The organism is Pseudomonas sp. TMW22090, assembly GCF_022496665.1.
In the GTDB taxonomy this organism is placed as follows: Bacteria; Pseudomonadota; Gammaproteobacteria; order Pseudomonadales; family Pseudomonadaceae; genus Aquipseudomonas; species Aquipseudomonas gregormendelii.
The window spans coordinates 133,617-157,773 of the sequence record NZ_SCFH01000006.1; the positions used below are offsets into that span (position 1 = coordinate 133,617).

At 59.9% G+C, this 24,157-nt stretch carries 20 protein-coding genes; 10 read left to right on the forward strand and 10 right to left on the reverse strand.

Going from position 1 to position 24,157, the window contains the following annotated elements:
- The first annotated feature begins 875 nt into the window (after nucleotides 1–875).
- On the forward strand, nucleotides 876–2,204 hold the full coding sequence (locus tag EQV97_RS17975; protein WP_045058239.1) for an OprD family porin: 1,329 nt from the start codon (nucleotides 876–878) through the stop codon (nucleotides 2,202–2,204).
- An 80-nt stretch (nucleotides 2,205–2,284) separates the two neighbouring features.
- On the opposite strand, the gene EQV97_RS17980 is transcribed toward EQV97_RS17975, so the two are convergent.
- A complete protein-coding gene (locus EQV97_RS17980) occupies nucleotides 2,285–3,127 on the reverse strand; it encodes a mechanosensitive ion channel family protein (protein ID WP_122840139.1) in 843 nt (280 codons plus the stop codon).
- A gap of 18 nt (nucleotides 3,128–3,145) precedes the next feature.
- Complete coding sequence (locus EQV97_RS17985) at nucleotides 3,146–3,631, reverse strand: YajQ family cyclic di-GMP-binding protein (RefSeq protein WP_007906601.1); 486 nt, start codon at nucleotides 3,629–3,631, stop codon at nucleotides 3,146–3,148.
- A gap of 133 nt (nucleotides 3,632–3,764) precedes the next feature.
- Here EQV97_RS17985 and EQV97_RS17990 point away from each other — a divergent pair, with 133 nt between their 5' ends.
- The 3 genes from EQV97_RS17990 to EQV97_RS18000 are packed head-to-tail and all read left to right on the forward strand — an operon-like array spanning nucleotide 3,765 to nucleotide 7,352.
- Complete coding sequence (locus tag EQV97_RS17990; RefSeq protein WP_225569456.1) at nucleotides 3,765–4,682, forward strand: putative 2-dehydropantoate 2-reductase; 918 nt, start codon at nucleotides 3,765–3,767, stop codon at nucleotides 4,680–4,682.
- 45 nt (nucleotides 4,683–4,727) lie between these two features.
- Nucleotides 4,728–6,758 (forward strand): HAMP domain-containing sensor histidine kinase, encoded by a 2,031-nt coding sequence (locus tag EQV97_RS17995; RefSeq protein ID WP_045058242.1) that lies wholly within the window; start codon nucleotides 4,728–4,730, stop codon nucleotides 6,756–6,758.
- A gap of 9 nt (nucleotides 6,759–6,767) precedes the next feature.
- Entirely contained in the window at nucleotides 6,768–7,352 is a 585-nt protein-coding gene (locus EQV97_RS18000) for a cob(I)yrinic acid a,c-diamide adenosyltransferase (protein ID WP_122840137.1), read from the forward strand.
- Between the two features lie 130 nt (nucleotides 7,353–7,482).
- On the opposite strand, the gene EQV97_RS18005 is transcribed toward EQV97_RS18000, so the two are convergent.
- From EQV97_RS18005 to secA, 4 genes are all read right to left on the reverse strand, one after another.
- On the reverse strand, nucleotides 7,483–8,427 hold the full coding sequence (locus EQV97_RS18005) for a Nudix family hydrolase (RefSeq protein ID WP_122840136.1): 945 nt from the start codon (nucleotides 8,425–8,427) through the stop codon (nucleotides 7,483–7,485).
- Nucleotides 8,424–9,056, reverse strand: a complete 633-nt coding sequence (locus EQV97_RS18010) for a glutathione S-transferase family protein (RefSeq protein WP_045058283.1) — start codon at nucleotides 9,054–9,056, stop codon at nucleotides 8,424–8,426. Before EQV97_RS18010 ends, EQV97_RS18005 begins: the two co-directional genes overlap by 4 nt.
- Nucleotides 9,057–9,212: 156 nt before the next feature.
- Nucleotides 9,213–10,430, reverse strand: a complete 1,218-nt coding sequence (gene argJ / locus EQV97_RS18015; protein WP_122840135.1) for a bifunctional glutamate N-acetyltransferase/amino-acid acetyltransferase ArgJ — start codon at nucleotides 10,428–10,430, stop codon at nucleotides 9,213–9,215.
- Between the two features lie 117 nt (nucleotides 10,431–10,547).
- Complete coding sequence (secA, locus tag EQV97_RS18020) at nucleotides 10,548–13,283, reverse strand: preprotein translocase subunit SecA (RefSeq protein WP_240889382.1); 2,736 nt, start codon at nucleotides 13,281–13,283, stop codon at nucleotides 10,548–10,550.
- 307 nt (nucleotides 13,284–13,590) lie between these two features.
- Between secA and EQV97_RS18025 the strand changes: the two genes are divergently transcribed.
- Nucleotides 13,591–14,046: a DciA family protein gene (locus EQV97_RS18025; protein WP_007945864.1), complete on the forward strand. Its 456-nt coding sequence runs from the start codon at nucleotides 13,591–13,593 to the stop codon at nucleotides 14,044–14,046.
- Nucleotides 14,047–14,118: 72 nt separating this feature from the next.
- Here the strand turns inward: EQV97_RS18025 and EQV97_RS18030 are convergent, their stop codons facing one another.
- Nucleotides 14,119–15,606, reverse strand: a complete 1,488-nt coding sequence (locus EQV97_RS18030) for a helicase HerA-like domain-containing protein (protein WP_045058284.1) — start codon at nucleotides 15,604–15,606, stop codon at nucleotides 14,119–14,121.
- A 174-nt stretch (nucleotides 15,607–15,780) separates the two neighbouring features.
- Here EQV97_RS18030 and EQV97_RS18035 point away from each other — a divergent pair, with 174 nt between their 5' ends.
- From EQV97_RS18035 to EQV97_RS18050, 4 genes are all read left to right on the forward strand, one after another.
- Complete coding sequence (locus tag EQV97_RS18035; RefSeq protein ID WP_240889383.1) at nucleotides 15,781–17,670, forward strand: methyl-accepting chemotaxis protein; 1,890 nt, start codon at nucleotides 15,781–15,783, stop codon at nucleotides 17,668–17,670.
- A gap of 188 nt (nucleotides 17,671–17,858) precedes the next feature.
- Nucleotides 17,859–18,980 carry a glycosyltransferase family 1 protein gene (locus EQV97_RS18040; RefSeq protein WP_205895996.1) on the forward strand — a complete coding sequence of 374 codons (1,122 nt, stop codon included), beginning with the start codon at nucleotides 17,859–17,861 and terminating at the stop codon, nucleotides 18,978–18,980.
- Nucleotides 18,973–19,749, forward strand: a complete 777-nt coding sequence (locus tag EQV97_RS18045) for a DUF2334 domain-containing protein (protein WP_122840132.1) — start codon at nucleotides 18,973–18,975, stop codon at nucleotides 19,747–19,749. The genes EQV97_RS18040 and EQV97_RS18045 overlap by 8 nt, the downstream gene beginning before the upstream one ends.
- The gene (locus tag EQV97_RS18050) at nucleotides 19,746–20,741 is read left to right on the forward strand and encodes a lysylphosphatidylglycerol synthase transmembrane domain-containing protein (RefSeq protein ID WP_240889384.1); all 996 of its coding nucleotides are present in this window, start codon (nucleotides 19,746–19,748) and stop codon (nucleotides 20,739–20,741) included. The genes EQV97_RS18045 and EQV97_RS18050 overlap by 4 nt, the downstream gene beginning before the upstream one ends.
- On the opposite strand, the gene EQV97_RS18055 is transcribed toward EQV97_RS18050, so the two are convergent.
- Complete coding sequence (locus EQV97_RS18055) at nucleotides 20,728–20,934, reverse strand: hypothetical protein (protein WP_240889385.1); 207 nt, start codon at nucleotides 20,932–20,934, stop codon at nucleotides 20,728–20,730. The two genes, EQV97_RS18050 and EQV97_RS18055, sit on opposite strands and share 14 nt — an antisense overlap.
- Before the next feature lie 86 nt (nucleotides 20,935–21,020).
- Nucleotides 21,021–21,869 (reverse strand): formyltetrahydrofolate deformylase, encoded by an 849-nt coding sequence (gene purU, locus EQV97_RS18060; RefSeq protein WP_045058252.1) that lies wholly within the window; start codon nucleotides 21,867–21,869, stop codon nucleotides 21,021–21,023.
- A 336-nt stretch (nucleotides 21,870–22,205) separates the two neighbouring features.
- Here purU and mvaT point away from each other — a divergent pair, with 336 nt between their 5' ends.
- A complete protein-coding gene (gene mvaT / locus EQV97_RS18065) occupies nucleotides 22,206–22,583 on the forward strand; it encodes a histone-like nucleoid-structuring protein MvaT (protein ID WP_007933316.1) in 378 nt (125 codons plus the stop codon).
- 99 nt (nucleotides 22,584–22,682) lie between these two features.
- Here the strand turns inward: mvaT and sbcB are convergent, their stop codons facing one another.
- On the reverse strand, nucleotides 22,683–24,113 hold the full coding sequence (gene sbcB, locus EQV97_RS18070) for an exodeoxyribonuclease I (protein WP_240889395.1): 1,431 nt from the start codon (nucleotides 24,111–24,113) through the stop codon (nucleotides 22,683–22,685).
- Nucleotides 24,114–24,157: the final 44 nt, after the last annotated feature.

Sequence of the window (24,157 nt, forward strand, 5' to 3'; positions counted from 1 at the left end):
TCCAGCAGATGATCATTTACAACCTGGCCACATCTTCAACGACGCTTCACCAGGCGACAGATGAGCAGCATACCTGCGAACGTCGCTCGCTTCACGACCATCGACGACGGCAGGCAGCACGCTCCGAGATGGGCCTTTTCTGTGCAAGATGCACCATTTCAGCACCAACCAGGAGGGCGAAAGCGCTGAAGTGACTGATTATCAAGGCGAGGTTCCAAACCGCATCATGGCCGCGCTGTGTGAATTGAGCACAGTGCTGCAAATTTTTTGCACCAAAACCGCACACTGCGTCTACGCTGATGGGTCGGGGATCCGCCTTTTACTCACTTGCGGGGTGAACCGGTAACATTTTGACTTGTCGCGCTGACAGCCAGAAAGGTGAAACACGATGCCGATCCTGGCGTCAAGCTCCAACCTCGGGGCACGAACCCCCCGGTTTTATGGGGCCTTTACGGCTTTTGGCGATATTGCAGAAAAAAAACAGACAGTTTTCCATTTTGAGCACACTTGTTGCATTCACACCCACATCGCCTTTTGCGCCTCCGCTGGAAGTGGAAGCCACCAGGCCAATAAAAACAGTGGCAAGGTAGCCCGATGGAGATTCACTCGTTTCACCAGGGACTCTTTTTACCGATGCTCAGGCCCTGGAAAACAACGAACAAGTTGTCAGTCCTCTTGCATTGGGGCTGTAAATTTGCGACATCTACCCAGCTGTTTGCGACAGGGTCGTAAAGATGCTGAAAGGTTAGATGCGCAAGTATCGCCAACATGGTCGGCGTGATATAAGTTTGCGCCGACACAAAAAGAAAGAGCCGCCCAGATAATAAAACAGGTGGGACGGCAGTACTCTTCTAAAACCAAAGGAGCAAATCACGATGCGCGTGATGAAGTGGAGCATGATCGCACTGGCAGTTGCAGCAGCAGCCAGCACTCAAATGGCTACGGCCGCACCTTTCGTAGGCGACCAGGCCGAAGCCAAAGGTTTTGTTGAAGACAGCACTTTCAACGTGCTGCTCCGCAACTACTACTTCAACCGTAACAAGAAAGACGGCGCAGTCGATGACAAAGACTGGACCCAGGGTTTCCACGGTGTATTCAACTCTGGCTACACCCAGGGCACCGTGGGTGTTGGTATTGACGCTTTCGGTTACCTCGCCATCAAACTGGACGGTTCCGACAAGTACTCGGGTTCGGGTAACCTGAGCACCAACGCTGCTGGCGAAAACAATGACAGCCAGGGCAAAGCAGGCGCTGCACTTAAAGTTCGCATCTCCAAGACCGAACTGAAAGCGGGCGACATGCAGCCTAGCACCGCACCAGTATTTGCTGTTGGCGGTTCCCGTATCCTTCCGCAAACTGCCAGCGGTTTCCAACTGCAAAGCAGCGAGATCAAAGACCTTGACCTCGAAGCCGGTCACTTCTACTCGGCGACCAGCCAGGACAAAAACGGCCGTGACGGCGGTCTGTGGGCCAACTACGCTGGCGTCGAAGCTGACACCATCAACTACGGTGGTGCCAAATACGGCATCAACGAAAACTTCAGCGTATCGCTGTACGGCGCTCAGCTCGAAGACATCTGGAACCAGTACTACGCCAACGCCAACTACACCATCCCTATGGGTGGCGATCAGTCGGTGAACCTGGACGGTAACATCTACCGCACAGACGATTCCGGTAGCGCTGAAGCAGGCGACATCAGCAACACCGCGTTCTCCCTGGCAGCTGCTTTCTCGTTCCTGAAAGCGCACACCCTGACCGTTGGCTTCCAGAAAATCAACGGCGACACTCCGTTCGACTACGTCGGCGTGGGTAAAAACAACCGTGGCGGCGACTCGATCTTCCTCGCCAACTCCATCCAGTACTCTGACTTCAACGGTCCTGGCGAGAAGTCGGCCCAAGTACGCTACGACCTGAAAATGGCCGAGTACGGCGTTCCTGGTCTGAGCTTCATGACCCGTTACGTGAAAGGTTGGGACATCGACGGCTCCAACGCTCCGGTGAATGGCGCTTACGCTGGCCTGTACGGCGAAGATGGCAAACACCACGAAACCAACGTTGAAGCCAAGTACGTAGTACAAAACGGCCCGGCTAAAGACCTGTCGTTCCGCATTCGTCAAGCATGGCACCGCGCCAACGCTGACCAAGGCGAAGGCAGCATCGACGAGTTCCGTCTGATCGTTGACTACCCGCTGTCGATCTTGTAATCGAAAGCTGTTAGTTAGCTCTAAATAAAAAAAGGCCCATCTTCGGATGGGCCTTTTTTATTGTTTGCAGCTTATGCCTGTTACTGCACGGCCCCTTCCTGAACCACTCGAATCACCCGTTGCGGAAACGGAATATCGATACCAGCGGTTTTAAGACGATCCCGGGATTGCTCGTTGAACATGAACATCACGTCCCAGTAATCAGCAGTCTTGACCCAAACGCGCAGGGAAACAGTAATCGAACTGTCGCCCAGGGTGGAAATGACCGCTTGTGGCGCCGGCTCCGCCAATACGCGTTCGTCCTTGGCCAGGTCGAGCAACACTTCACGGGCTTTTTGCAAGTCCGCTTCGTAATCCACGCCCACATCGAACACAACTTTGCGGGTTGGCTGACGGTTGGTGTTGGTAATGATGCCGTTGGACAAGTTGCCATTGGGTACGATGATGGTCTTGTTATCACCGGTACGCAGCACAGTATGGAAAATCTGGATACTGTCCACGGTACCCGAAACACCCTGCGCTTCAATCCAGTCACCGATCCGGAACGGACGGAACAGCAAAATCAACACCCCACCGGCAAAGTTCGCCAGGCTGCCCTGCAATGCCAGGCCGATGGCCAGGCCTGCCGCACCGATCGCCGCGACAAAGGAGGTGGTTTCCACGCCAATCATCGACGCGACGCTGACGATCAGCAACACTTTCAGGATGATGTTCGCCAGGCTGCTGATGAAGCCCTGCAACGCCAGGTCGGCGTTACGCAGTGCAAGCAGGCCGCCGAGTTTCTGCGTGACCTTGTTGATCAGCCACCAGCCGATGGCCAGGGTAATGATGGCGAGCAGCACGCGGCTGCCGTATTCCATGATCATTGGAATCCAGGCTTGGGACGCCCTGACCAGGTTGTCCACTTCAGCATTCAAATCCATTGTTGCTCTCCTTCGAAATCAATCGCGGAAGTTGTTGAACTGCAGCGGCATGTCGAAGGTTTTGGCGCGTAGTGCGGCTATGGCCTCCTGCAGATCGTCACGCTTTTTGCCGGTAATGCGCACTTGCTCACCCTGAATGGCGGCCTGCACCTTGAGCTTGGCATCCTTGACGTGGGCGACGATCTTCTTCGCCAGCTCCTTGTCGATGCCTTCCTTCAGTACGGCTTCCTGCTTCATCAGCTTGCCCGATGCATAGGCGTCCTTGACCTCGAGGCACTGCACATCGATTTTGCGCTTGACCAGTGCCAGCTTGAGGATCTCAATCATGGCTTCAAGCTGAAAATCGGCTTCTGCGGTCAGGTTGACGGTCAGGTCTTTTTCCTTGAATTCGAAGGTGCCCTTGCCTTTCAGGTCATAGCGGCGATCGAGTTCCTTGACGGCGTTTTCGACCGCGTTGGTGACTTCGTGTTTGTCCAGTTCGGATACCACGTCGAACGACGGCATGTAATCTCTCCAGTAAAAGGGGTGCCCATGGAGCACGCCTGGCTTGCGGTTAAAATCCGCGCTGATTATAACGGGTCTTTCCGATCATTCACTGCGAGCCTCCGATGCGCGTCATAAACAGAGCAAAAAGCTGATGTCGACCACCTGGCACATCCTCGGTGCGGGCAGCCTCGGCACCCTATGGGCCACTCGTCTGGCTCGGGCCGGGGTGCCGGTCACGCTGATTGTGCGAGATCAGGCGCGACTGCAGGCCTACGAGGCGCAAGGCGCGCTGACCCTGGTCGAACATGGCGAGGCGCGCAGCTACCCGATCCCGGCGCAGACACCGGACAGCGCCGAGCCAATCAGGCGCCTGCTGGTCGCCTGCAAGGCCTATGACGCCGAGAGCGCCGTGGCCCAACTGGCGCCGCGCCTGGCACCCGACGCCGAGTTGATCCTGCTGCAAAATGGGTTGGGCAGCCAGGACGCCGTTGCCGCACGGGTTCCCCACGCTCGCTGCCTATACGCTTCAAGCACCGAAGGGGCGTTTCGCGACGGCGACTGGCGAGTGGTCTTCGCCGGCCACGGCTATACCTGGCTGGGGGACGCCAGCCACCCGGTGCCGCCGATCTGGCTGGATGATCTGACGGCCGCCGGCATTCCCCATGAATGGAGCACCGACATCCTGACCCGGCTGTGGCGCAAACTGGCGCTCAACTGTGCGATCAATCCGCTCACCGTCCTGTACCAGTGCCGCAATGGCGGGCTTGAAGCGCATCATTGCGAAGTCGCCACACTCTGCGGTGAACTGAGCGAGCTGCTCCAACGCTGCGGCCAGCCGGCTGCGGCCGAGGATTTGCAGCAGGAAGTAGAGCGCGTGATCCACGCCACTGCGGCGAATTACTCGTCCATGTACCAGGATGTCGACAGCCAGCGGCGCACCGAGATCAGCTACCTGCTGGGTTACGCCTGTAAAGCCGCGCGCCGGCACTCGTTGCACCTGCCACACCTGGAGCAGCTCGAGTCGCGCCTGATCGCCCATCTGCACAGCCTTGGATTGCCCAGCGACTAAGCAGCGGCTACGCTGGCCACTTGTTCCTTTGCAGCGACGAACCTGATGCCATTGCGCCAGCGCCTTGAAAACCTACCGGTCGGTCAGAAATTGCTGGCCGCCCTGTTGGTGCTGTTGACCACTGTTCTGCTGGTCGCCAACCTGACCTTTATCAGCGCCGCTTATTATATTTCCCAGGAAAGCATGGCGCCCCAGGCCTTGCAGACCATTGGCCGCCTGGTGTCCAACCCCAGCCTCATCTCCGACGCCTTGCAGTCACCACAAAGCGCCGAACGCCTGCTCAACGAGCTCAACAGCTATTCGCCTCTGCGGGCAGCCGCCCTCTACGATGGCAAAGGCCAGCGCCTGGCACAGTTGCAACAGGGGGAAAAGCTCAAGTTGCCGGAGCACTACCGGCACATCGAGTCCTGGCAAGCCACCGAATTTCGCAGCAACCAGGTGATCACCCTGCCCCGCCCCGGCACGGCGCCCGGTCACTTGCTGCTGGTTGCCAGCAGCGAGCTGCCGATGGCGTTCTACACCGGTACGCTGACGGCAAGCCTGGGGATCCTGATCTTCAGCATCCTGTTGTGGCTGGTGATCGCCCGGCAGATCAAGCGCCTGATTACCCGGCCGATCCATCAGTTGGAAGAGTTGTCTCGGCAAGTCACAAGGGAAGAGAACTACGCCCTGCGCGCCTCTCGCGGCAACCATGACGAAATCGGCAGCCTTGCCGAGGCGTTCAATACCATGCTGTCGCGGATCGAGGCACGGGAACAGCAGCTCAAGCGCGCCCGGGACGACTCCCAGGCCGCCTACGACCAGGCTCAGGGGCTGGCGGAAGAAACCCGCCATACCAATCGCAAGCTGGAGCTGGAAGTGCAGGTGCGCAGCAAGATCGAGAAAAAGCTCACGGGTTTCCAGAATTACCTCAACAGCATCATCGACTCGATGCCCTCGGCGTTGATTGCCCTGGATGAACAGCTCTACGTCACCCAATGGAATCAGGAGGCCAGCGCGCTGTCCGGGACTCGCCTGGACGAGGCCCTGAACCAGCCGATCTTCCTCGCCTTCGAACCGCTAAAGCCGTATTTGCCGCAGCTCAAGCAAACGGTCGAACAGCACACGGTCGCCAAGATCGAGCGGGTAACCTGGGTCAAGGATGATGAAGCCAGGCATTACGCCCTGACGTTTTATCCACTGATGGGCGGCGCGGGTCGTGGCGTGGTCATCCGTATCGACGACATCACCCAGCGTCTCTCGCTGGAAGAAATGATGGTGCAGTCAGAGAAAATGCTCTCAGTCGGCGGCCTCGCGGCGGGTATGGCGCATGAGATCAACAACCCCTTGGGCGCCATCCTGCACAACGTGCAAAACATCCGCCGGCGCCTGTCCCCGGAGTTGCCGAAGAACCTTGAACAGGCCGAGCACATCGGCATCGAACTGGAAACCGTGAACCAGTACCTGGTGGCCCGTGAAGTGCCGCAACTGCTCGACGGTATCCAGCAGGCTGGCGCCCGCGCGGCGAAGATCGTGACGCACATGCTCAGTTTCAGCCGGCGCAGCACCCGGCAAATGGCGCCCTGCGACCTGCCGGCGCTGATCGATCAGGCGGTGGAAATCGCAGGCAACGACTTCGACCTGGCGATCGGTTTCGACTTCAAGGGGCAGGCGATCATTCGTCAGTTCGACCCGCAACTCGGCCCGGTCCCCGGCACCGCCAACGAGCTGGAGCAGGTGCTGCTCAACCTGCTGAAAAATGCCGCCCAGGCCATTCATCAGCGCGAGGATGACCGTGAACCGGGGCGGATCATCTTGCGCACCCGCCTGAACCCGCCCTGGGCGGAGATCCAGGTCGAGGACAACGGCATCGGCATGAGCGAGAGCGTGCGCAAGCGTACTTTCGAACCGTTCTTCACCACCAAGGAAATCGGCCAGGGGACCGGGCTCGGTTTATCGGTGTCGTACTTCATCATCACCAACAACCACAAGGGCCAGATGGAAGTGCAATCGACCCTCGGCCAGGGCACCTGCTTCACCCTGCGCCTGCCCTTGGCGAGCACTGCGCTGGTCTCTCAGGAACTCAATCAGCTATAGAGGTAACCCATGGGCTTTCGCTTGTCGAAAATCTACACCCGCACTGGCGACAAAGGCGAAACAGGCCTTGGCGATGGCCGCCGAGTGCCCAAGGACCATCCACGAATTGAAGCAATTGGTGAGGTTGACACGCTAAACAGTCAGGTTGGTGTGCTGCTGGCGGGATTGGCGCAGGAAAGTGCTGCGTATCCTGGGCTTAATGAAGTGGTCGAGGTGTTAGCGCCTTGCCAGCACCGCTTGTTCGACCTCGGCGGCGAGCTGGCAATGCCTGAGTATCAGGCTCTGAACGTGGCAGAGATCGAGCGCCTGGAGGCGGCGATCGATGTATGGAACGAAGAATTGGGGCCGTTGGAGAATTTCATTTTGCCCGGCGGTTCGGCGCTGATTGCCCAGGCGCACGTGTGCCGCAGCCTGGCGCGCAGTGCGGAGCGGCGCTGTCAGCATTTGAATGCGACTGAGCCGCTGGCCGGGGTCGGGTTGGCTTACATCAATCGGTTGTCGGATTTGCTGTTTGTGATGGCAAGGGTAATTGCCAGGCGCCAGGGGGTTGCGGAAATCTTGTGGCAGCCGGCGGTGAAGCCCACAGAAGTGTAGCGCCTGTTCGGGCGCCATCGCTGGCAAGCCAGCTCCCACAAGTTTCGTCGTGCACACAACATGTGTGAACGACACCAAACCCTGTGGGAGCTGGCTTGCCAGCGATGAGGCCAGCAGCCTCAATACACGATCAAGCCTCAGGCCAGAACGCGCGGATCCCCGCCACCCCCTGCGCCCCAGCTTCCCAAGCCTGCTGCCGCTCAGCCGGGCCCACGCCACCCAGCAGGAACACCGGTTTGCTGAAGCCTTCGATCAAGCTTGCCGCCTGCTGCCAACCCAGCGGCTGGGCATCCGGGTGGGTCTGGGTCGGCTGCACCGGAGACAGGGTGACAAAGTCCACGCCCATCTGCTCGGCCAACGCCAGCTCCTCTGCGTTATGGCAGGACGCCGCCAGCCAGCGCGACGCCGGCAGCGGTCGACCCGCTGCCGCGTATTTGCGCAGTTGGGCGGCCGTGATATGCCACCCGGCCGAGGGGAAATCACCCAGCCATTCGAACGGCCCCTTGATCATCAACTGCGCCTTGCCCGCACACAGTCCCGCCGCATCCACCGCCAGATCCCGGTATTTGGGGTCGTATCCGTTTGGCGCGCGCAGCTGGATAAGCTTGATGCCGCCGGCGATGGCTTTCTGGATACCGCGCAATAGTGCCGGGGTCTCCAGATCTCCAGGGGTGATCAGGTATTCGGCCGGCAAGCGCGCCGCCGCGACGATCGGCTGGTTGGCCGCCGGAAACTCGTAGTCCAGCAGGTCCCGCGGAGCCACCCAGGCCAGCGGCTGGCCTTCGGCCCCATGCGGCTCGCCGGTAAACGCCGAGACTTCCCAGACATCCAGCAATACTTGCTTGTCAGGATAATCGTGGCGGACCTTGATCAGCGGGCGCGCTGCGCCGACCACAATTCCCAGCTCTTCATGAAGCTCGCGAGCCAAGGCGGTTTCGACGGACTCGTCAGCCTCGACCTTGCCACCCGGGAATTCCCACAGACCGCCCTGGTGCTGGGTATCGGCGCGCCGGGCGATCAGTATCTTGCCACTGCTGTCACGAATAACCGCAGCCGCTACATGTACGCGTTTCACTGCCCAACCTCCTTCAGACCTGCTTTCTGCCAGGCCTTGAAAGCTGGCCATTGGTAGATCGTATCGATGTAGGCCTCATCCTCGGCCGGTACTTTCACCTGATAGGTGCGCAGTCGCACAGCAATCGGGGCGAAGAAAGCATCGGCCAGACTAACCTTGCCAAACAGGAACGGACCGGCGTCGGACGCAGCGGCCCGGCACTGCGCCCATAACGCCAGCACTCGTTCGATGTCCTCCTGGACTTCAGTCGGAGCCGACACCAGTGGCGCGTCGCGGCTGAGGTCAAACGGCATGTTGGCCCGCAAGGCGAAGAACCCGGCGTGCATTTGCGCGCAGGCCGAGCGGGCCTGGGCCCGGGCCGCCACATCGCTGGGCCAGAGGCCAGCATCCGGGAACTGTTCGGCCAGGTACTCGGCAATCGCCATGGAATCGGCGATGGTGCCATGCCTGGTTTTCAGCAGCGGGACTTTGCCGGTCGGCGAGTGTTTGAGCAGTCGTTCACGAGTGTCAGGCTGGTTCAGCTTGATCAGTTCTTCGCTGTAGGGGGCTTTGGCCAGGTCAAGCGCCAGCGCGCCGCGCAAGGACCAGGAGGAATACAATTTGTCGCCGATGATCAGGTGGAGGCTCATGTTCGGGACCCTTGGATAAGAGGTATGGGCCAGATTTTTCAGCGTCTGGTCGACCGTCATCGCGGGCAAGCCCACTCACACAGGGTCAGCGCAAATCCTGTGGGAGCGGGCTTGCCCGCGATGGGCCGGGGTCGCGCTCGACCGACCCGGTCTGACTTAAGTACGGTACTCAGCGTTGATCTTTACATACTCATGAGACAGATCTGTGGTCCAGATCGTCTCGCTGCACGCGCCGCGACCCAGTTCGATCCGGATAGTGATTTCTTCCTGCTGCATCACCGCCGCACCCTGGGCTTCGGTGTAGCTGGCCGCACGGGCGCCGTGGCTGGCGATGCACACCTCCCCGAGGAACACGTCGATCTTGCTCACATCCAGATCGGGCACACCCGCGCGACCAACGGCGGCCAGGATACGGCCCCAGTTCGGATCGGAAGCAAACAGTGCAGTCTTGATCAGGGGCGAGTGAGCCACGGTGTAACCGACGTCCAGGCACTCCTGGTGGTTGCCGCCGCCATTGACCTGGACGGTGACGAACTTGGTCGCGCCTTCGCCATCACGAACGATGGCCTGGGCGACATCCATGCACACTTCGAACACGGCCTGTTTCAGCTTGGCAAACAGCTCGCCTTCGGCCCGGGTGATTTCCGGCAGCGCCGCCTGGCCAGTGGCGATCAGCATGCAGCAGTCGTTGGTCGAGGTGTCGCCGTCGATGGTGATGCGGTTGAACGACTTGTTGGCGCCGTCCAGCAGCAGGTTTTGCAATACATCACGGGACACTTTGGCGTCAGTGGCGATGTAGCCCAGCATGGTCGCCATGTTCGGCCGAATCATGCCCGCACCCTTGCTGATGCCGGTGACGGTGATGGTCACGCCGTCATGGTCGAACTGGCGGCTCGCCCCCTTGGGCAAGGTGTCGGTGGTCATGATGCCGGTGGCGGCAGCTTCCCAGTTGTTGACCGACAGGTCGTCGAGCGCTGCCTGCAAGGCGCCTTCGATCTTCTCGACCGGCAGCGGTTCGCCGATCACCCCGGTGGAGTACGGCAGCACCAGGCGGGCATCGACGCCGGTCAGCTCTGCCAGCTTCGCGCAGGTGCGCTCGGCGGCGGCCAGGCCAGGCTCGCCGGTGCCGGCGTTGGCGTTGCCGGTGTTGGTCAGCAGGTAGCGCACCGGACCTTGCACTCGCTGCTTGGCGAGAATCACCGGTGCGGCGCAAAAGGCGTTCAGGGTGAACACGCCAGCGACCGTCGAGCCTTCGGCACAGCGCATGACCACGACATCCTTGCGCCCCGGGCGCTTGATGCCGGCCGAAGCAATACCGAGTTCAAAACCGGCAACCGGGTGCAACGTTGGCAAAGGACCAAGACCAACAGCCATGAATGCGCTCCTTAAAATAGTCATCGCCGACGCAGGTGATCGGCGGTATCAAATGGCAAAACGCCGCGACGGCTGATGCCGGTCGCGGCGCGGGTATTTCAGCTTGCTGAACGGGTTTTACTGGATCTGCCCGTGGCAATGCTTGAATTTCTTGCCCGAACCGCAATAGCACAGTTCGTTACGGCCCAGCTTCTGTTCGTTACGCACCGGCGCGGTGGCGAGGGCAACATCGACCTCTTCACCCAGCAGTTCCGGCTGCTCCAGACCTGGCGGCTCGTCGTGCTGGAATTGCATGCGTGCGGCCAGAGCTTCGGCTTCCTGGCGCAGGCGTTGCTCTTCTTCGATCGGATCTTCGCGACGAACCTGCACGTGAGACAGCACGCGAATCGAATCGCGCTTGATCGAATCCAGCAACTCCGAGAACAGCGTGAACGACTCGCGCTTGTACTCTTGCTTCGGGTTCTTCTGGGCGTAGCCACGCAGATGGATACCATGACGCAGGTGATCCATGGTCGACAGGTGGTCTTTCCACAGGTCATCCAGTACGCGGAGCACGATCTGCTTCTCGAAGGTTCGCAGCGCTTCGGCGCCCGCCTGGTCTTCTTTCTCGTGATACGCGGCGATCAGCTCGTTCATCAGCTTCTCGCGCAGGGTCTCTTCGTACAGGTGATCGTCTTCGTCGAGCCACTGCTGGATCGGCAAGGCAACACCGAAATCACTCTGCAATGCAGCCTCAAGACCGACCACGTCCCACTGCTCTGGCAGCGACTGTGGCGGAATGTGCGCGCTGACGGTCGCGTTGAGCACGTCCTGACGGAAGTCAGCGATGGTCTCGCCGATGTTGTCAGCGGCCAGCAACGTGTTACGCATGTGATAGATCACTTTACGCTGTTCGTTGTTGACGTCGTCAAACTCGAGCAGTTGCTTACGAATATCGAAGTTGCGGCCTTCTACCTTGCGCTGGGCCTTTTCGATGGCGTTGGTCACCATGCGGTGCTCAATCGCTTCGCCAGGCTGCATGCCCAGGGCTTTCATGAAGTTCTTCACCCGATCAGAGGCGAAGATACGCATCAGGCTGTCTTCCAGCGACAGGTAGAAGCGGCTCGAACCGGCATCACCCTGACGGCCGGCACGACCACGCAACTGGTTGTCGATACGGCGCGATTCGTGACGCTCGGAAGCGATGACCTGCAGGCCACCGGACTCCAGCACTTGCTGGTGGCGTTTTTGCCAGTCGGCCTTGATCTGGGCGATCTGCTCAGGGGTCGGATTCTCCAGCGAAGCCACTTCCACTTCCCAGTTGCCGCCCAACAGGATGTCGGTACCACGACCGGCCATGTTGGTGGCGATGGTCAGTGCGCCTGGGCGACCGGCCTGGGCGATGATCTCGGCTTCCTTCTCGTGGAACTTGGCGTTCAGGACCTTATGCTCGATGCCTTCCTTGTTGAGCAGATTGGACATGTGCTCGGAAGTTTCGATGGTTGCAGTACCCACCAGCACCGGACGGCCCTGGGTCATGCATTCCTTGATGTCGTTGATGATCGCCGCGTATTTCTCATCGGCGGTCAGGAATACCAGGTCGTTGTAGTCCTTACGTGCCAGCGGACGGTTTGGCGGAATCACCATGACCGACAGGCCGTAGATCTGGTGGAACTCGAACGCTTCGGTGTCTGCCGTACCGGTCATGCCGGACAGCTTGTTGTACAGGCGGAAGTAGTTCTGGAACGTGGTCGATGCCAGGGTCTGGCTTTCGGCCTGGATGTTCAGCTCTTCCTTGGCTTCGATGGCCTGGTGCAGGCCTTCGGACAGACGACGACCCGGCATGGTACGACCGGTGTGTTCGTCGACCAGCACAACCTGCCCGTCCTGCACGATGTATTCGATGTTGCGATGGAACAGCTTGTGCGCACGCAGACCGGCATAGACGTGGGTCAGCAGGCCCAGGTTATGTGCCGAATACAGGCTTTCGCCTTCAGCCAGCAGACCGACGCGGGTGAGCATGTCTTCAATGAACTGGTGACCGGCTTCGTTGAGCTCGACCTGACGCGTCTTCTCGTCGACGGTGTAGTGGCCAGCCTTGGTGACTTCGCCTTCTACTTCCTCGACGTGCAACTCCAGTTGCGGGATCAGTCGGTTGATCTCGACGTACATCTTGGAGCTGTCCTCGGCCTGACCGGAAATGATCAGCGGGGTACGGGCTTCGTCGATGAGGATGGAGTCGACTTCGTCGATCACGGCAAAATTGAGTTCGCGCTGGAATTTCTCTTCCATGCTGAACGCCATGTTGTCGCGCAGGTAGTCGAAACCGAATTCGTTGTTGGTGCCGTAGGTGATGTCGGCGGCGTAAGCCAGGCGCTTCTCTTCCGGCGGCTGGAACGGCGTGACAACGCCGACCGTCAGGCCGAGGAATTCGTAGAGCGGACGCATCCAGTTGGCGTCGCGACGGGCCAGGTAGTCGTTCACGGTCACAACGTGCACGCCCTTGCCGGACAGCGCGTTCAGGTAAACGCCCAGTGTTGCCACCAGGGTCTTGCCTTCACCGGTACGCATTTCCGCGATCATGCCTTCATGCAAGGTCATGCCGCCGATCAGCTGGACATCGAAGTGGCGCATACCCATGACGCGCTTGCCGGCTTCGCGGGCGACCGCAAAGGCTTCAGGCAGCAGCTTGTCGAGGGTTTCCCCTTTGGCGATGCGGGCCTTGAACTCGTCTGTCTTGGCACGCAACTGATCGTCCGAAAGGGCCACCATTTGCTCTTCGAAGGCATTGACGAGTTGCACCGTCTTGAGCATGCGTTTGACTTCACGCTCGTTCTTGCTTCCAAAAAGTTTCTTTAACAAAGGCGCAAACATATCGGCAGGATCTTCCACACTAAAGGGATGGAGGGCGGCCCCGTGAGTCGCCCGAGCAGCCCTCATGGCCGCATGCGAACGAGCATTCTACCCGGAAACGGTGGTGAGGAAAGTGGCGTTATTCCACGATGCTGGCACAGCGCTGTGACGGGGCTCACTTACAATAAGGCCTTTTCTGCCAGTTTCAACCCGGACAAGTACGAAGTTAACCATTGATTTAATGGATAAAGCGTCACCAGGACGATGGATGGGGTGCGGGCAGGCCTTTCTGCTAAGATGGCTGCTCTGTTACTTCAGGTGTCTGATCATGGCATTTCGCCCTCTCACGGCCAGAGCACCCGCCGTTCTGCTTCGCGAAGCCAAACCGCTCAAAGCCATCTTTGGCCACGCTCAACGCCTGGGTCATTTGCAGCGCCTGCTGGAAAGCCAGCTGCAGCCTGCCGCCCGGGAACACTGCCATGTGGCCTCCTGGCGCGAAGGCAGTTTGCTGCTGATCGTGACCGATGGTCATTGGGCGACCCGGCTACGCTATCAGCAGAAGCGTTTGCAACGTCAGTTACAAATGTTTGACGAGTTTGCCAGCCTGACGCGAATTCTGTTCAAGGTACAGCCGCCCACCGTTCAGCAAGGTGCTGCGGGGCATACCATCAGTTTGTCGACGGATGCCGGGGCGACGATCCAGGCTACGGCCGACGGGATCAGTGATCCGAATCTTCGGGCAGCGCTGGAACGGCTGGCGGCTCACGCCAAACCAAAGGTTTAACGGCAAGATCAAAAGATCGCAGCCTTCGGCAGCTTCTACGTAGGAGCTGCCGAAGGCTGCGATCTTTTGCTTTCAGCGGCGTTTGTTGCCTCCGAGCAACGACCCCATCAACCCCCGCACCAACTGCCGCCCCAGTTGATTGGCCGCCTGACGCATCGCCGACTTGAGCGCCTGACCCGCCGCCGTGCCAAGGAATTCCCCGGCCTTGTCGGTGAAGCTTGGCTCTTCAGCCCCTGCCTTGCCCGGTGTGGCTTCAGGCTCCGGCGCCAAGCCCTTGCGCCCCATCAGCACTTCATAGGCTGACTCGCGATCGATCGGCTTGTCGTAACGGCCTTTGAACGGCGAGCCGGCGATCAGCATCGTGCGCTCGGTCTCGGTCAGCGGTCCGATCCGCGACTGCGGCGGCGCTACCAGCACCCGTTGCACCATCGCGGGAGTGCCTTTGTCCTGCAAGGTGCCCACCAGCGCCTCGCCGATACCCAATTCGGTCAGCACCGACAAGGCATCGAACGCCGGGTTGGGACGAAAGCCCTCGGCGACCGCACGCAGGGATTTCTGCTCCTTGGCGGTGAACGCGCGAAGCCCATGTTGCACACGCAAGCCCAACTGGGCCAGCACGTCATCCGGCAGGTCACCCGGCGACTGGGTCACAAAATACACCCCCACGCCTTTGGAGCGGATCAACCGCACCACTTGCTCCAGGCGATCACGCAGGGCCTGGGGGGTACCGGCGAACAGCAGGTGCGCCTCATCAAAAAACAGCGCCAGCAGCGGTTTGTCTGCATCCCCGCGCTCGGGCAATTGCTCGAACAGTTCAGCCAGCAACCACAACAGGAACGTGGCGTAGACCTTCGGCGCTTCATGCACCAGGCGGCTGGCGTCGAGCAGGTGAATGCGCCCGCGGCCCTCGGCGGTCGGTTGCAGGATGTCTTCGAGCTGCAACGCGGGCTCACCGAACAGCGCTTCGGCCCCCTGCTGTTCAAGCGTTGCCAGGCGGCGCAACAACGCCTGGCTGGAACCGGTGGTCATCAGCGCGGCGTCGTCTCCCAGCAACTGCGGATGATCGCGCAGGTGATTGAGCAGCGCCTTCAGGTCTTTGAGGTCCAGCAGTAGCAGGCCTTCCCGATCCGCGACCTTGAACGCGGCATACAGCGCCGACTGCTGGCTGTCGGTCAGTTCCAGCAGGCTGCCCAGCAGTAACGGGCCCATTTCACTGAGGGTGGTGCGCAAAGGGTGACCGGATTTGCCGTGGATATCCCACAAGGTCACCGGATACGCCTGGGGCTGGTGATTCAGCCAGGGCATGCCGGCGATGCGCTCGGCGATCTTGCCCTGGGGATTACCGGCAGCCCCGAGCCCGCACAGGTCGCCCTTGATATCGGCGGCGAACACCGCCACCCCGGCGTCGCTGAAGGCTTCGGCCAGGCGTTGCAAGGTGACCGTCTTGCCGGTCCCGGTCGCCCCGGCGACCAGGCCATGACGATTGGCCAGGCGCATCGCCTGGGCGATAGGGCTACCAGCGAGATCAGCACCAATAACAAGTTGCGAGGAGTCAGGCATTTCGTCACCCATGGTTAATCTTTGATTCCTGATGGCCGATACAGGGGTTTGAAGAGCGTCGGTAATTTCCTACAGAAAAAACGGAGCTGTGCGCTTGTGCTCGTCACCACCCACTTTCGCGTTCTCTTATAAAAGCACGCCCTGGCCATTAAGACCTTAGCGGAACCTCAAGCCATGAACAAAAACCTGCGTTTCAGCCATAAAATCCTGCTTGCCGCCGCGCTAATCGTCATTGCCGCCTTCGCCTCGTTTACGCTGTACAACGACTACCTGCAACGTAACGCCATCCGCGAAGACCTGGACAACTACCTCAACGAGATGGGCGACGTTACCGCCAGCAATATCCAGACCTGGTTGAGCGGGCGCATCCTGCTGATCGACAACCTGGCCCAGAACATCGCCATCAACCCCGAGCCGGGCACTGTGGCCAGCCTGCTTGAGCAGAAAGCGTTGACGTCGACCTTCATGGCCTCCTACCTGGGCGACGCGACCGGCAGTTTCACCATTCGCCCGGACGCCAAAATGCCTGCCGGCTTCGATCCGCGAGTGCGCCCCTGGTACAAAGGTGCCGAAAGCAGCAGCACCGCCACCCTGACCGAACCTTACATCGATGCGGCCACCGGGCAGACCATCATTTCCATTGCCACCGCCTCGAAAAAAGCCGGCCAGAGCGTCGGCGTGGTGGGCGGCGACCTGAGCCTGCAAACCCTGATCGATACCCTCAGCGCCCGGGATTTTGACGGCATGGGTTACGCGTTCCTGGTCAGTGCCGATGGCAAGATCCTGGTTCACCCGGACAAAACGCTGGTCATGAAGACGCTGAGCGAGGCCTTTCCCCAGGGAGCGCCGCGTTTGAGCAGTGACTTCAGCGAAGTGGAAGTCGATGGCAAGACCCGCATCGTCAACTTCACCCCGGTCAAAGGCCTGCCTTCGGTCAACTGGTACATCGGCCTGTCGGTCGACAAAGACAAAGCCTTCTCAATGCTCAGCGAGTTCCGTGCATCGGCGGTTGTGGCGACGCTGATCGCCGTGGCAATCATCATCGCCCTGCTGGGCATGCTGATCCGCCTGCTTATCCAGCCATTGCACGTGATGACCCGGGCCATGGAAGACATCGCCGACGGTGAGGGAGACCTGACCAAGCGCCTGACCATCCAGAACAACGATGAATTCGGCATCCTGGGCACGGCGTTCAACCGCTTCGTCGAGCGCATCCACGGCTCGATCCGCGAAGTGTCGTCGGCCACCGGCCAGGTCAATGAAGTGGCGTTGCGCGTCGTCGCCGCGTCCAATTCGTCGATGTTCAATTCCGATCAGCAAGCCTCGCGCACCAGCAGCGTGGCTGCCGCGATCAATCAACTGGGCGCCGCAGCCCAGGAAATCGCCCGCAACGCCGCCCAGGCCTCAAGCCAGGCCAGCGACGCGCGCAATCTGGCCGAAGACGGCCAGCAAGTGGTGGATCGCAGCATTGCCGCGATGAATCAACTGTCGAGCATGCTCAGCGCCTCGAGCACCAATATCGAATCGCTCAACAGCAAGACCGTGAATATCGGGCAGATCCTCGAAGTCATCACCAGCATTTCCCAGCAAACCAACTTGCTGGCACTGAACGCGGCGATCGAGGCGGCACGCGCCGGCGAAGCGGGACGTGGCTTCGCGGTGGTCGCCGATGAAGTGCGCAACCTGGCGCATCGCACCCAGGAATCGGCACAGCAGGTGCAGACCATGATCGAGGAACTGCAGGTCGGTGCACGGGAATCGGTGAGCAACATGAGTGACAGCCAGCGTCACAGCCAGGACAGCGTGGACATCGCCAACCTTGCTGGCGAACGCCTGAACAGCGTGACCCTGCGCATCGGCGAGATCGACGGGATGAACCAATCGGTAGCCACGGCGACCGAGGAGCAGACGGCGGTGGTGGAATCGATCAACGTCGACATTACCGAGATCAACACGCTGAACCAGGAAGGGGTGGAGAACCTGCAGTCGACGTTGCGGGCGTGTTCAGACCTGGAGCAGCAGGCGGCGCGGCTGAAGCAGTTGGTGGGTAGCTTCCGTATCTGACATCAGAACCTACGCCATCGCGAGCAGGCTCGCTCCCACAGGTTAACGTCCAGACTTGTGGGAGTGATCCTGCTCGCGATGGCGCTCTCAAATCAAACACAACGCCAACTGCGCAGCCACCCGGCAAACCCCAACCGAACATCTATCCTTCAAAAAGGTCAACCAAGGGAGAACAACGGACCGGAGGGATGCTCATCGTGCATATCGCTGACATAACCATGTTCTACGCCCCTGCCAGCGGTGGCGTGCGCACGTATCTGGATGCCAAACACCGACGCCTGGGCATCAAGCCCGGCATTCGCCACAGCCTGCTGATTCCCGGCGCCCACCTGGGTGAACGGGACGGCGTATACACTGTTCCCGCCCCCGCCCTGCCCTTCGGCAAAGGCTATCGTTTTCCCGTTCGCCTCGCCCCCTGGCGAAATGTCCTGCAGGATCTGCAGCCCGACCTGATTGAAGTCGGCGACCCTTACCTCACGGCCTGGGCAGCCCTGGACGCGCGACGTCAGCTGGATGTTCCGGTGATTGGCTTTTATCACTCGGATTTGCCGCTGCTGTGCAGCAATCGCATGGGCAACTGGGTGACACCCAATGTCGAAGCCTATGTCAGGAAGCTGTATGGCAACTTCGATCGGGTACTCGCGCCCAGCCAGGTCATGGCCGACAAGCTGATTGGCCTGGGGGTGAAAAATGTCTATGTGCAGCCTTTGGGCGTCGACCTGCAAACCTTCCACCCTGGTGCTCGCGACACGGGGCTGCGGGCGGAACTGGGTATTGCCGAAGACAGCCGCCTGCTGATCTTTGCCGGTCGCGGTTCCAAGGAAAAAAACCTGCCCGTGCTGCTCGATTGCATGAAGCGACTGGGCCCGCGCTTTCACCTGCTGCTGGTGGGTTCATCGATGCCCGCGCTCGTGCCGGATAACGTCACGGTGATCGATGAGTTCTGCCCTGCGCCGCAAGTGGCTCGCCTGATGGCCAGTTCCGATGCACTGCTGCACGCCGGCGATCAGGAAACCTTCGGCCTGGTGATTCTCGAAGCCATGGCCAGCGGTATCCCGGTAATCGCGGTAGCGGCCGGGGCCTTTCAGGAAATCGTCACCGACCAGTGCGGCCTGCTCTGCGCACCCAACAGTCCGGCGGCAATGGCCAGTGCCGTCCACGCGTTATTCAGTTCGGGCAGTACGGCCCTGGGTCAACAGGCTCGCCGTCATGTGGAACAGCATTACGCCTGGGATACGGTGGTCGACAGCCTGCTGGGGCATTATCATGCTGTGCTGGGCACGCAATGGCCGCTGATCGCCAATGGTTGAATCCGCGAATCCTCCCTGCCTGCTGCTGGTGCTGCACGATGTCGCACCGCAGACCTGGCCCGACTATCAGCCTTTCGTCGAAGCTGTCGATGCCCTGGGCGCGGTGCCGATGACCTGGCTGGTGGTACCGGACTTCCACAAACACAATGACCTGCAAGCGCACCCGGACTTTCGCCGACTGCTGTCCCACCGTCTGGCTCGGGGTGACGAACTGGCGCTGCACGGCTATTTTCATTGCGACGAAGGTTCACCGCCGAGCACCCCACGAGACTGGTTCATGCGCCGTATCTACACCCACGAAGGTGAGTTCTATCACCTGACCGAGCAGCAAGCGCTGTCCCGCCTGCAGGCTGGCATCGAGATGTTCCGGCGCTACGACTGGCCCCTGGAAGGGTTCGTCGCGCCGGCCTGGTTGATGAGTGCCGGAACACGGCAAGCCCTGCGCCAGTTGCCGCTGAGCTACACCAGTGATCCACAGCACCTCTACCGCCTGCCGGACTTCAGCGTTGTGGACGCGCCGGGACTGGTGTGGAGCGCCCGCAGTGCCTGGCGTCGCGGCCTGTCGAAGTGGCTCAGCGACCGCCGGGAGCAACGCTGGCAGCAAGCGCCGGTGATTCGCCTCGGCCTGCATCCAGTGGACATGCGCCACCGGTTTTCCCGGGATTACTGGCTGCAAACCGTCAAGCGTCTGCTGGATCAGGGGCGTAGGCCGCTGACCAAGGCTGACTGGTTGCGACTGCCAGACGCAGCTGTCGGTCGCCGCGCATGAGCCGCGTCATTCTTCTGCTCGTCGCGCTGTTGGTGGCGGTGCTGATCCCGTCCCTGCTGGGCGGAAATGAAACCTGGTATCGGTTGCGGCATTTCCCCCTGCACTGGCTGCTGATCATGTTCGGCATGATTCTGTCGTGCTGGGTCCTGAACACCCTGCGCCTGCGGCTGTTATTGGGCGATCAGTGTCACAAGGTCGGCCGGCTGAAAAGTCTTGGGGTGGTGATGGCCGCCGAGTTTGCCTATTGCGCTACGCCTGGAGGCAGCGGCGGACCTCTGACGATCATGGCCTTGCTCTCGCGCCAGGGCGTTCGCCCGGCCAGGGGCAGCGCGGTGTTTGCGATGGATCAGCTCAGTGACCTGGTGTTCTTCCTGTGCGCGCTGAGCGGGATCCTGATCTACGCACTGTTCCAACACCTGAGCCAGCGAATGGAATGGCTGTTGATGGTCAGCGCCATTTCAATGTTTGGCGGCCTGGTCAGTTGCGTCGCGGTGGCGCGCTACCACCGACTGCTGATCCGCCTGAGCGGCCGCCTGCTGGCGCGTCTCAATGTCAAAGCCTCAACGCGCCTGCGTTGGGCACGCAAACTCCTGCACTTTCTCGCCGCATTCACCGACACCCTGAAACTTCCCCGTCAGACGCTGATCAAGGTATTTGCACTGACCTGCCTGCATTGGGGTTTGCGTTACAGCGTGTTGTACCTGGCCGTGCTCGGCCTGGGGGCGGACTTGCAGTGGGCCTGGACGTTCCTGATCCAGATGCTGTCACTCAGCGCCGGGCAGTTCAGCCTGTTGCCCGGCGGCGCCGGAGCGGCAGAACTGACCTCGGCCGCGTTGCTGGCGCCGATGGTGGGCAAGTCGACGGCGGCGGCGGCCATCCTGATCTGGCGGGCCGTGACTTATTACTTCTATCTGGTGGTGGGAGGACCGGTGTTCTTTTTGCTGCTGGGGCGGCCGCTGCTGAGGAAGTTGATGAGGTTCAAGCAGGCTTAGGGGTGGGTTGCCCCGAAGTTTCCACGGGGCCCAAATCTTCGTCCTCTGGATGCAACGTCTCCCACAACTCCCGCGCGCCTGGAAACTCCGTGCCATCCTCGGCACTCAAGTCATCGGGATCGTAACGACTCAAACAGCCCTCCCCCAACGTCGCGGGAGGCGTGGAAGTCGCCTTGTCGAGTGGATCAGCCATTAACAAATCCTCACTGCATAAACAACAAAGGGCCTGCCGCGATTGAACGCCCAGGCCCTTCGAAATTCAACAAGGTGGTGCGGCTATCAGAACACCACAGTCTTGTTGCCGTGGACCAACACCCGATCTTCGAGGTGATAACGCAGGCCACGGGCCAACACCATCTTCTCTACATCCCGGCCAAATCGCACCATGTCTTCAATGCTGTCGCTATGGCTGACACGCACCACGTCCTGTTCGATGATCGGACCGGCGTCCAGCTCTTCGGTCACGTAGTGGCAAGTGGCACCGATCAACTTCACGCCACGCAGCGAAGCCTGGTGATACGGCTTGGCACCCACGAACGAAGGCAGGAAGCTGTGGTGAATGTTGATCACCTTGTGCGCGTACTCGCTGCACAACTCCGGCGGCAGGATCTGCATGTATCGGGCAAGTACCACCACCTCGGCATCGTGCTGTTTGACCAGACGCGAGACTTCCTTGAATGCCGGTTCCTTATCCTGCGGGTTCACCGGAACGTGGTAGTAAGGAATACCATGCCACTCGACCATGCTGCGCAAGTCATCGTGGTTGGAAATCACGCAGGAGATTTCGCAATCGAGCTCATCGCTGTGCCAGCGGTGCAGCAGGTCAGCCAGGCAGTGGGATTCACGGCTGGCCATCAATACAACACGCTTCTTCTGTGCGGTATCGGTAATGCGCCAGTTCATCGAGAACTCTTCGGCAATAGGCGCGAAGGCCTCGCGAAAAGCTTCAATACCAAAAGGCAGCGAGTCGGCACGGATTTCGTGACGCATGAAGAACCAGCCACTGAGGTTGTCCGAGTGATGGCTCGCTTCAGTGATCCAGCCATTATGTGACGCCAGAAAGTTACTGACTTTAGCAACGATACCGACGCGGTCCGGGCAAGCAATCACCAGCCGAAAAGTGCGCATGAGGGGGAAACTCCAGAACTTCGCAAAGGCCGCCATTCTAGCGATTACGCAGCAAAACTGCAGTACTGATGATGGCGGGTGTTGCGCCTGGCCCGGGGAAACAGCTCCGGCAACGGTTCCGCTGCGCGCGATGGTGCTCTGACAGCCGATATTCAAGCGACAATTGTGAAGATGGGCGAAGACCGGTTCAGAGTATTTAATTGCCCGCACAATTTATCGCCTACTCATCGTAAGTGAATTAAATAAACTTCGGTTAAATGTTTACTTGATGAAACACCCTGACTATTATTGGCGCACTGTCACCTGCTATCCAGCGTCCATCATAAGGTAGTCCTCATGTCCTTGATCAACGAATATCGCGCCACCGAAGAAGCTATCAAAGAGCTGCAAGCCCGGTTGAAGAATCTGTCCCAAGACGACAAACTGCAAACCGAGCTGGAATTCGAAGGCAAACTGCGCACCTTGATGGGCGAGTACTCCAAGTCCCTGCGCGACATCATTGCGCTGTTGGATCCGGAATCCAAAACCAAGGCTCCACGCGGTGGCGCAGTAAAAACTACTGGCACCAAGCGTGCTCGCAAAGTTAAACAATACAAAAACCCGCACAACGGTGAAGTCATCGAAACCAAAGGTGGCAACCACAAGACTCTGAAAGAGTGGAAAGCCAAGTGGGGCGGTGACGTGGTTGAAGGCTGGGCGACTCTGCTGGGCTAAGCCACAGAGCGTGGCGCAGACTGATCCGCGCCAAAAAAAACGCCAGCTAAATGCTGGCGTTTTTTTATGCCCGGCATTCAACACCGGGCATGTTCGTTTTCAAAGGTTCAAACGAACCCGTAATACCTGGACATATTTTTGCCAGTCATCCAGCACTGCACACTGCTCCGGCGTGGCAGTAAGCATCAGTTGAGCTGCGGCCTCTGCAAAAGAGTTGAGGGTATTGGGCGCGCCCCACTCAGGTGCAGACAAACGCTGCCGACAGAATATCTGCCAGCGTTCCTGTTCTTCGAAACTCAGGGTGTCAGGGAAGTTGCGCGCGCGATATCGAAACAATAATTCTGGGAGGCGTTCATCATCGAACGGCCACTTCTGTTGTGCCAATTGCGCGGGATCTGCCGACCGGACTTGTTCACACAAACGCCGATCCCGATCGCCGATAAAACCATCGTATAACTGTTGTTCCGGGTCATCACTGGCAGGAAAACCTTCGCGGGCATAGATCGCCTGAACTTTATCTTTCCAAACTTGCTGTGCGTCACTTAGCCGCAGCGCACGCGCCTGATAAAGCGTCATGTCCAGCCCAAGGCGGTGCTGATCCTGCTCACGCAGTACCGACAAGGGCGCTACGACCGGGCACTTGTTGATGTGAACAAGTTTCAACGGCACCGGCAATTCGCCCTCGGCCAGATCATCGCTGCGGGTATACAGGCGCTCGCGAAGCGCTTCGGCATCCAGATCGAGCAAGCATTGGGGATCGAGGTGCAAGTCACAGACAATCAGGGCGTTCTTGTTTTTCGGGTGCCACGCCAGGGGCAAGACCACCCCGACATAGTTGCGCGCCGCCGAGAAGCGCCCGGAGATGTGCACCATGGGTTGCAGCAGACGGATCTGATCCAGCACCTTCTGCTTGCCGCGCAACTGAAAGAGCCAGTCGTAAAGTTTTGGCTGCTTTTGCCGGATCAGCCGCGCCAGGGCGATAGTGGCGCGCACGTCCGACAGCGCTTCGTGGGCGTTGCCGTGGTCGATGCCGTTGGCTGCCGTCAGGCGTTCGAGCTTGAGTGTCACTCTACCCTGTTCGTCCGTCGGCCACGCCAGGCCATCGGGGCGCAGGGCGTAGGCGGCGCGCACCACGTCGATCAGGTCCCAGCGGCTGTTACCGCCCTGCCACTCGCGGGCGTAAGGGTCGAAGAAATTCCGGTACAGGCTGTAACGGGTCATTTCATCGTCGAAGCGCAGCGTGTTGTAGCCGGCGCCGCAGGTGCCCGGTGCGGCGAGTTGGGCGTGCACCCGGGTCATGAAATCGGCTTCGCTCAAACCTCGCTCGGCCAGGCACCCGGGCGTGATGCCGGTGATCGCACAGGCGGCAGGATGCGGCAGGATATCTTCGCTGGGCTGGCAGTACAGGTTGACCGGCTCGTCAATTTCATTCAGCGCGAAGTCGGTGCGGATGCCGGCAACTTGCAGCGGGCGATCGCAGCGCGGATTGATGCCGGTGGTTTCATAGTCGTACCAGAAGATGGAAGTCACGGGCTGTTCCTGAACTGAAGATCGGCAAAGTCTAGGCGTTCAAG

What these genes read in the sequence shown, in the direction of transcription:
- EQV97_RS17975 (WP_045058239.1), top strand. Translation starts at nt 876, where the DNA reads ATGCGCGTGATGAAGTGGAGCATGATCGCACTGGCAGTTGCAGCAGCA.
- EQV97_RS17980 (WP_122840139.1), bottom strand. Translation starts at nt 3,127, where the DNA reads ATGGATTTGAATGCTGAAGTGGACAACCTGGTCAGGGCGTCCCAAGCC.
- EQV97_RS17985 (WP_007906601.1), bottom strand. Translation starts at nt 3,631, where the DNA reads ATGCCGTCGTTCGACGTGGTATCCGAACTGGACAAACACGAAGTCACC.
- EQV97_RS17990 (WP_225569456.1), top strand. Translation starts at nt 3,765, where the DNA reads ATGTCGACCACCTGGCACATCCTCGGTGCGGGCAGCCTCGGCACCCTA.
- EQV97_RS17995 (WP_045058242.1), top strand. Translation starts at nt 4,728, where the DNA reads ATGCCATTGCGCCAGCGCCTTGAAAACCTACCGGTCGGTCAGAAATTG.
- EQV97_RS18000 (WP_122840137.1), top strand. Translation starts at nt 6,768, where the DNA reads ATGGGCTTTCGCTTGTCGAAAATCTACACCCGCACTGGCGACAAAGGC.
- EQV97_RS18010 (WP_045058283.1), bottom strand. Translation starts at nt 9,056, where the DNA reads ATGAGCCTCCACCTGATCATCGGCGACAAATTGTATTCCTCCTGGTCC.
- argJ (WP_122840135.1), bottom strand. Translation starts at nt 10,430, where the DNA reads ATGGCTGTTGGTCTTGGTCCTTTGCCAACGTTGCACCCGGTTGCCGGT.
- secA (WP_240889382.1), bottom strand. Translation starts at nt 13,283, where the DNA reads ATGTTTGCGCCTTTGTTAAAGAAACTTTTTGGAAGCAAGAACGAGCGT.
- EQV97_RS18025 (WP_007945864.1), top strand. Translation starts at nt 13,591, where the DNA reads ATGGCATTTCGCCCTCTCACGGCCAGAGCACCCGCCGTTCTGCTTCGC.
- EQV97_RS18030 (WP_045058284.1), bottom strand. Translation starts at nt 15,606, where the DNA reads ATGCCTGACTCCTCGCAACTTGTTATTGGTGCTGATCTCGCTGGTAGC.
- EQV97_RS18035 (WP_240889383.1), top strand. Translation starts at nt 15,781, where the DNA reads ATGAACAAAAACCTGCGTTTCAGCCATAAAATCCTGCTTGCCGCCGCG.
- EQV97_RS18040 (WP_205895996.1), top strand. Translation starts at nt 17,859, where the DNA reads ATGCTCATCGTGCATATCGCTGACATAACCATGTTCTACGCCCCTGCC.
- EQV97_RS18045 (WP_122840132.1), top strand. Translation starts at nt 18,973, where the DNA reads ATGGTTGAATCCGCGAATCCTCCCTGCCTGCTGCTGGTGCTGCACGAT.
- EQV97_RS18050 (WP_240889384.1), top strand. Translation starts at nt 19,746, where the DNA reads ATGAGCCGCGTCATTCTTCTGCTCGTCGCGCTGTTGGTGGCGGTGCTG.
- EQV97_RS18055 (WP_240889385.1), bottom strand. Translation starts at nt 20,934, where the DNA reads ATGGCTGATCCACTCGACAAGGCGACTTCCACGCCTCCCGCGACGTTG.
- purU (WP_045058252.1), bottom strand. Translation starts at nt 21,869, where the DNA reads ATGCGCACTTTTCGGCTGGTGATTGCTTGCCCGGACCGCGTCGGTATC.
- mvaT (WP_007933316.1), top strand. Translation starts at nt 22,206, where the DNA reads ATGTCCTTGATCAACGAATATCGCGCCACCGAAGAAGCTATCAAAGAG.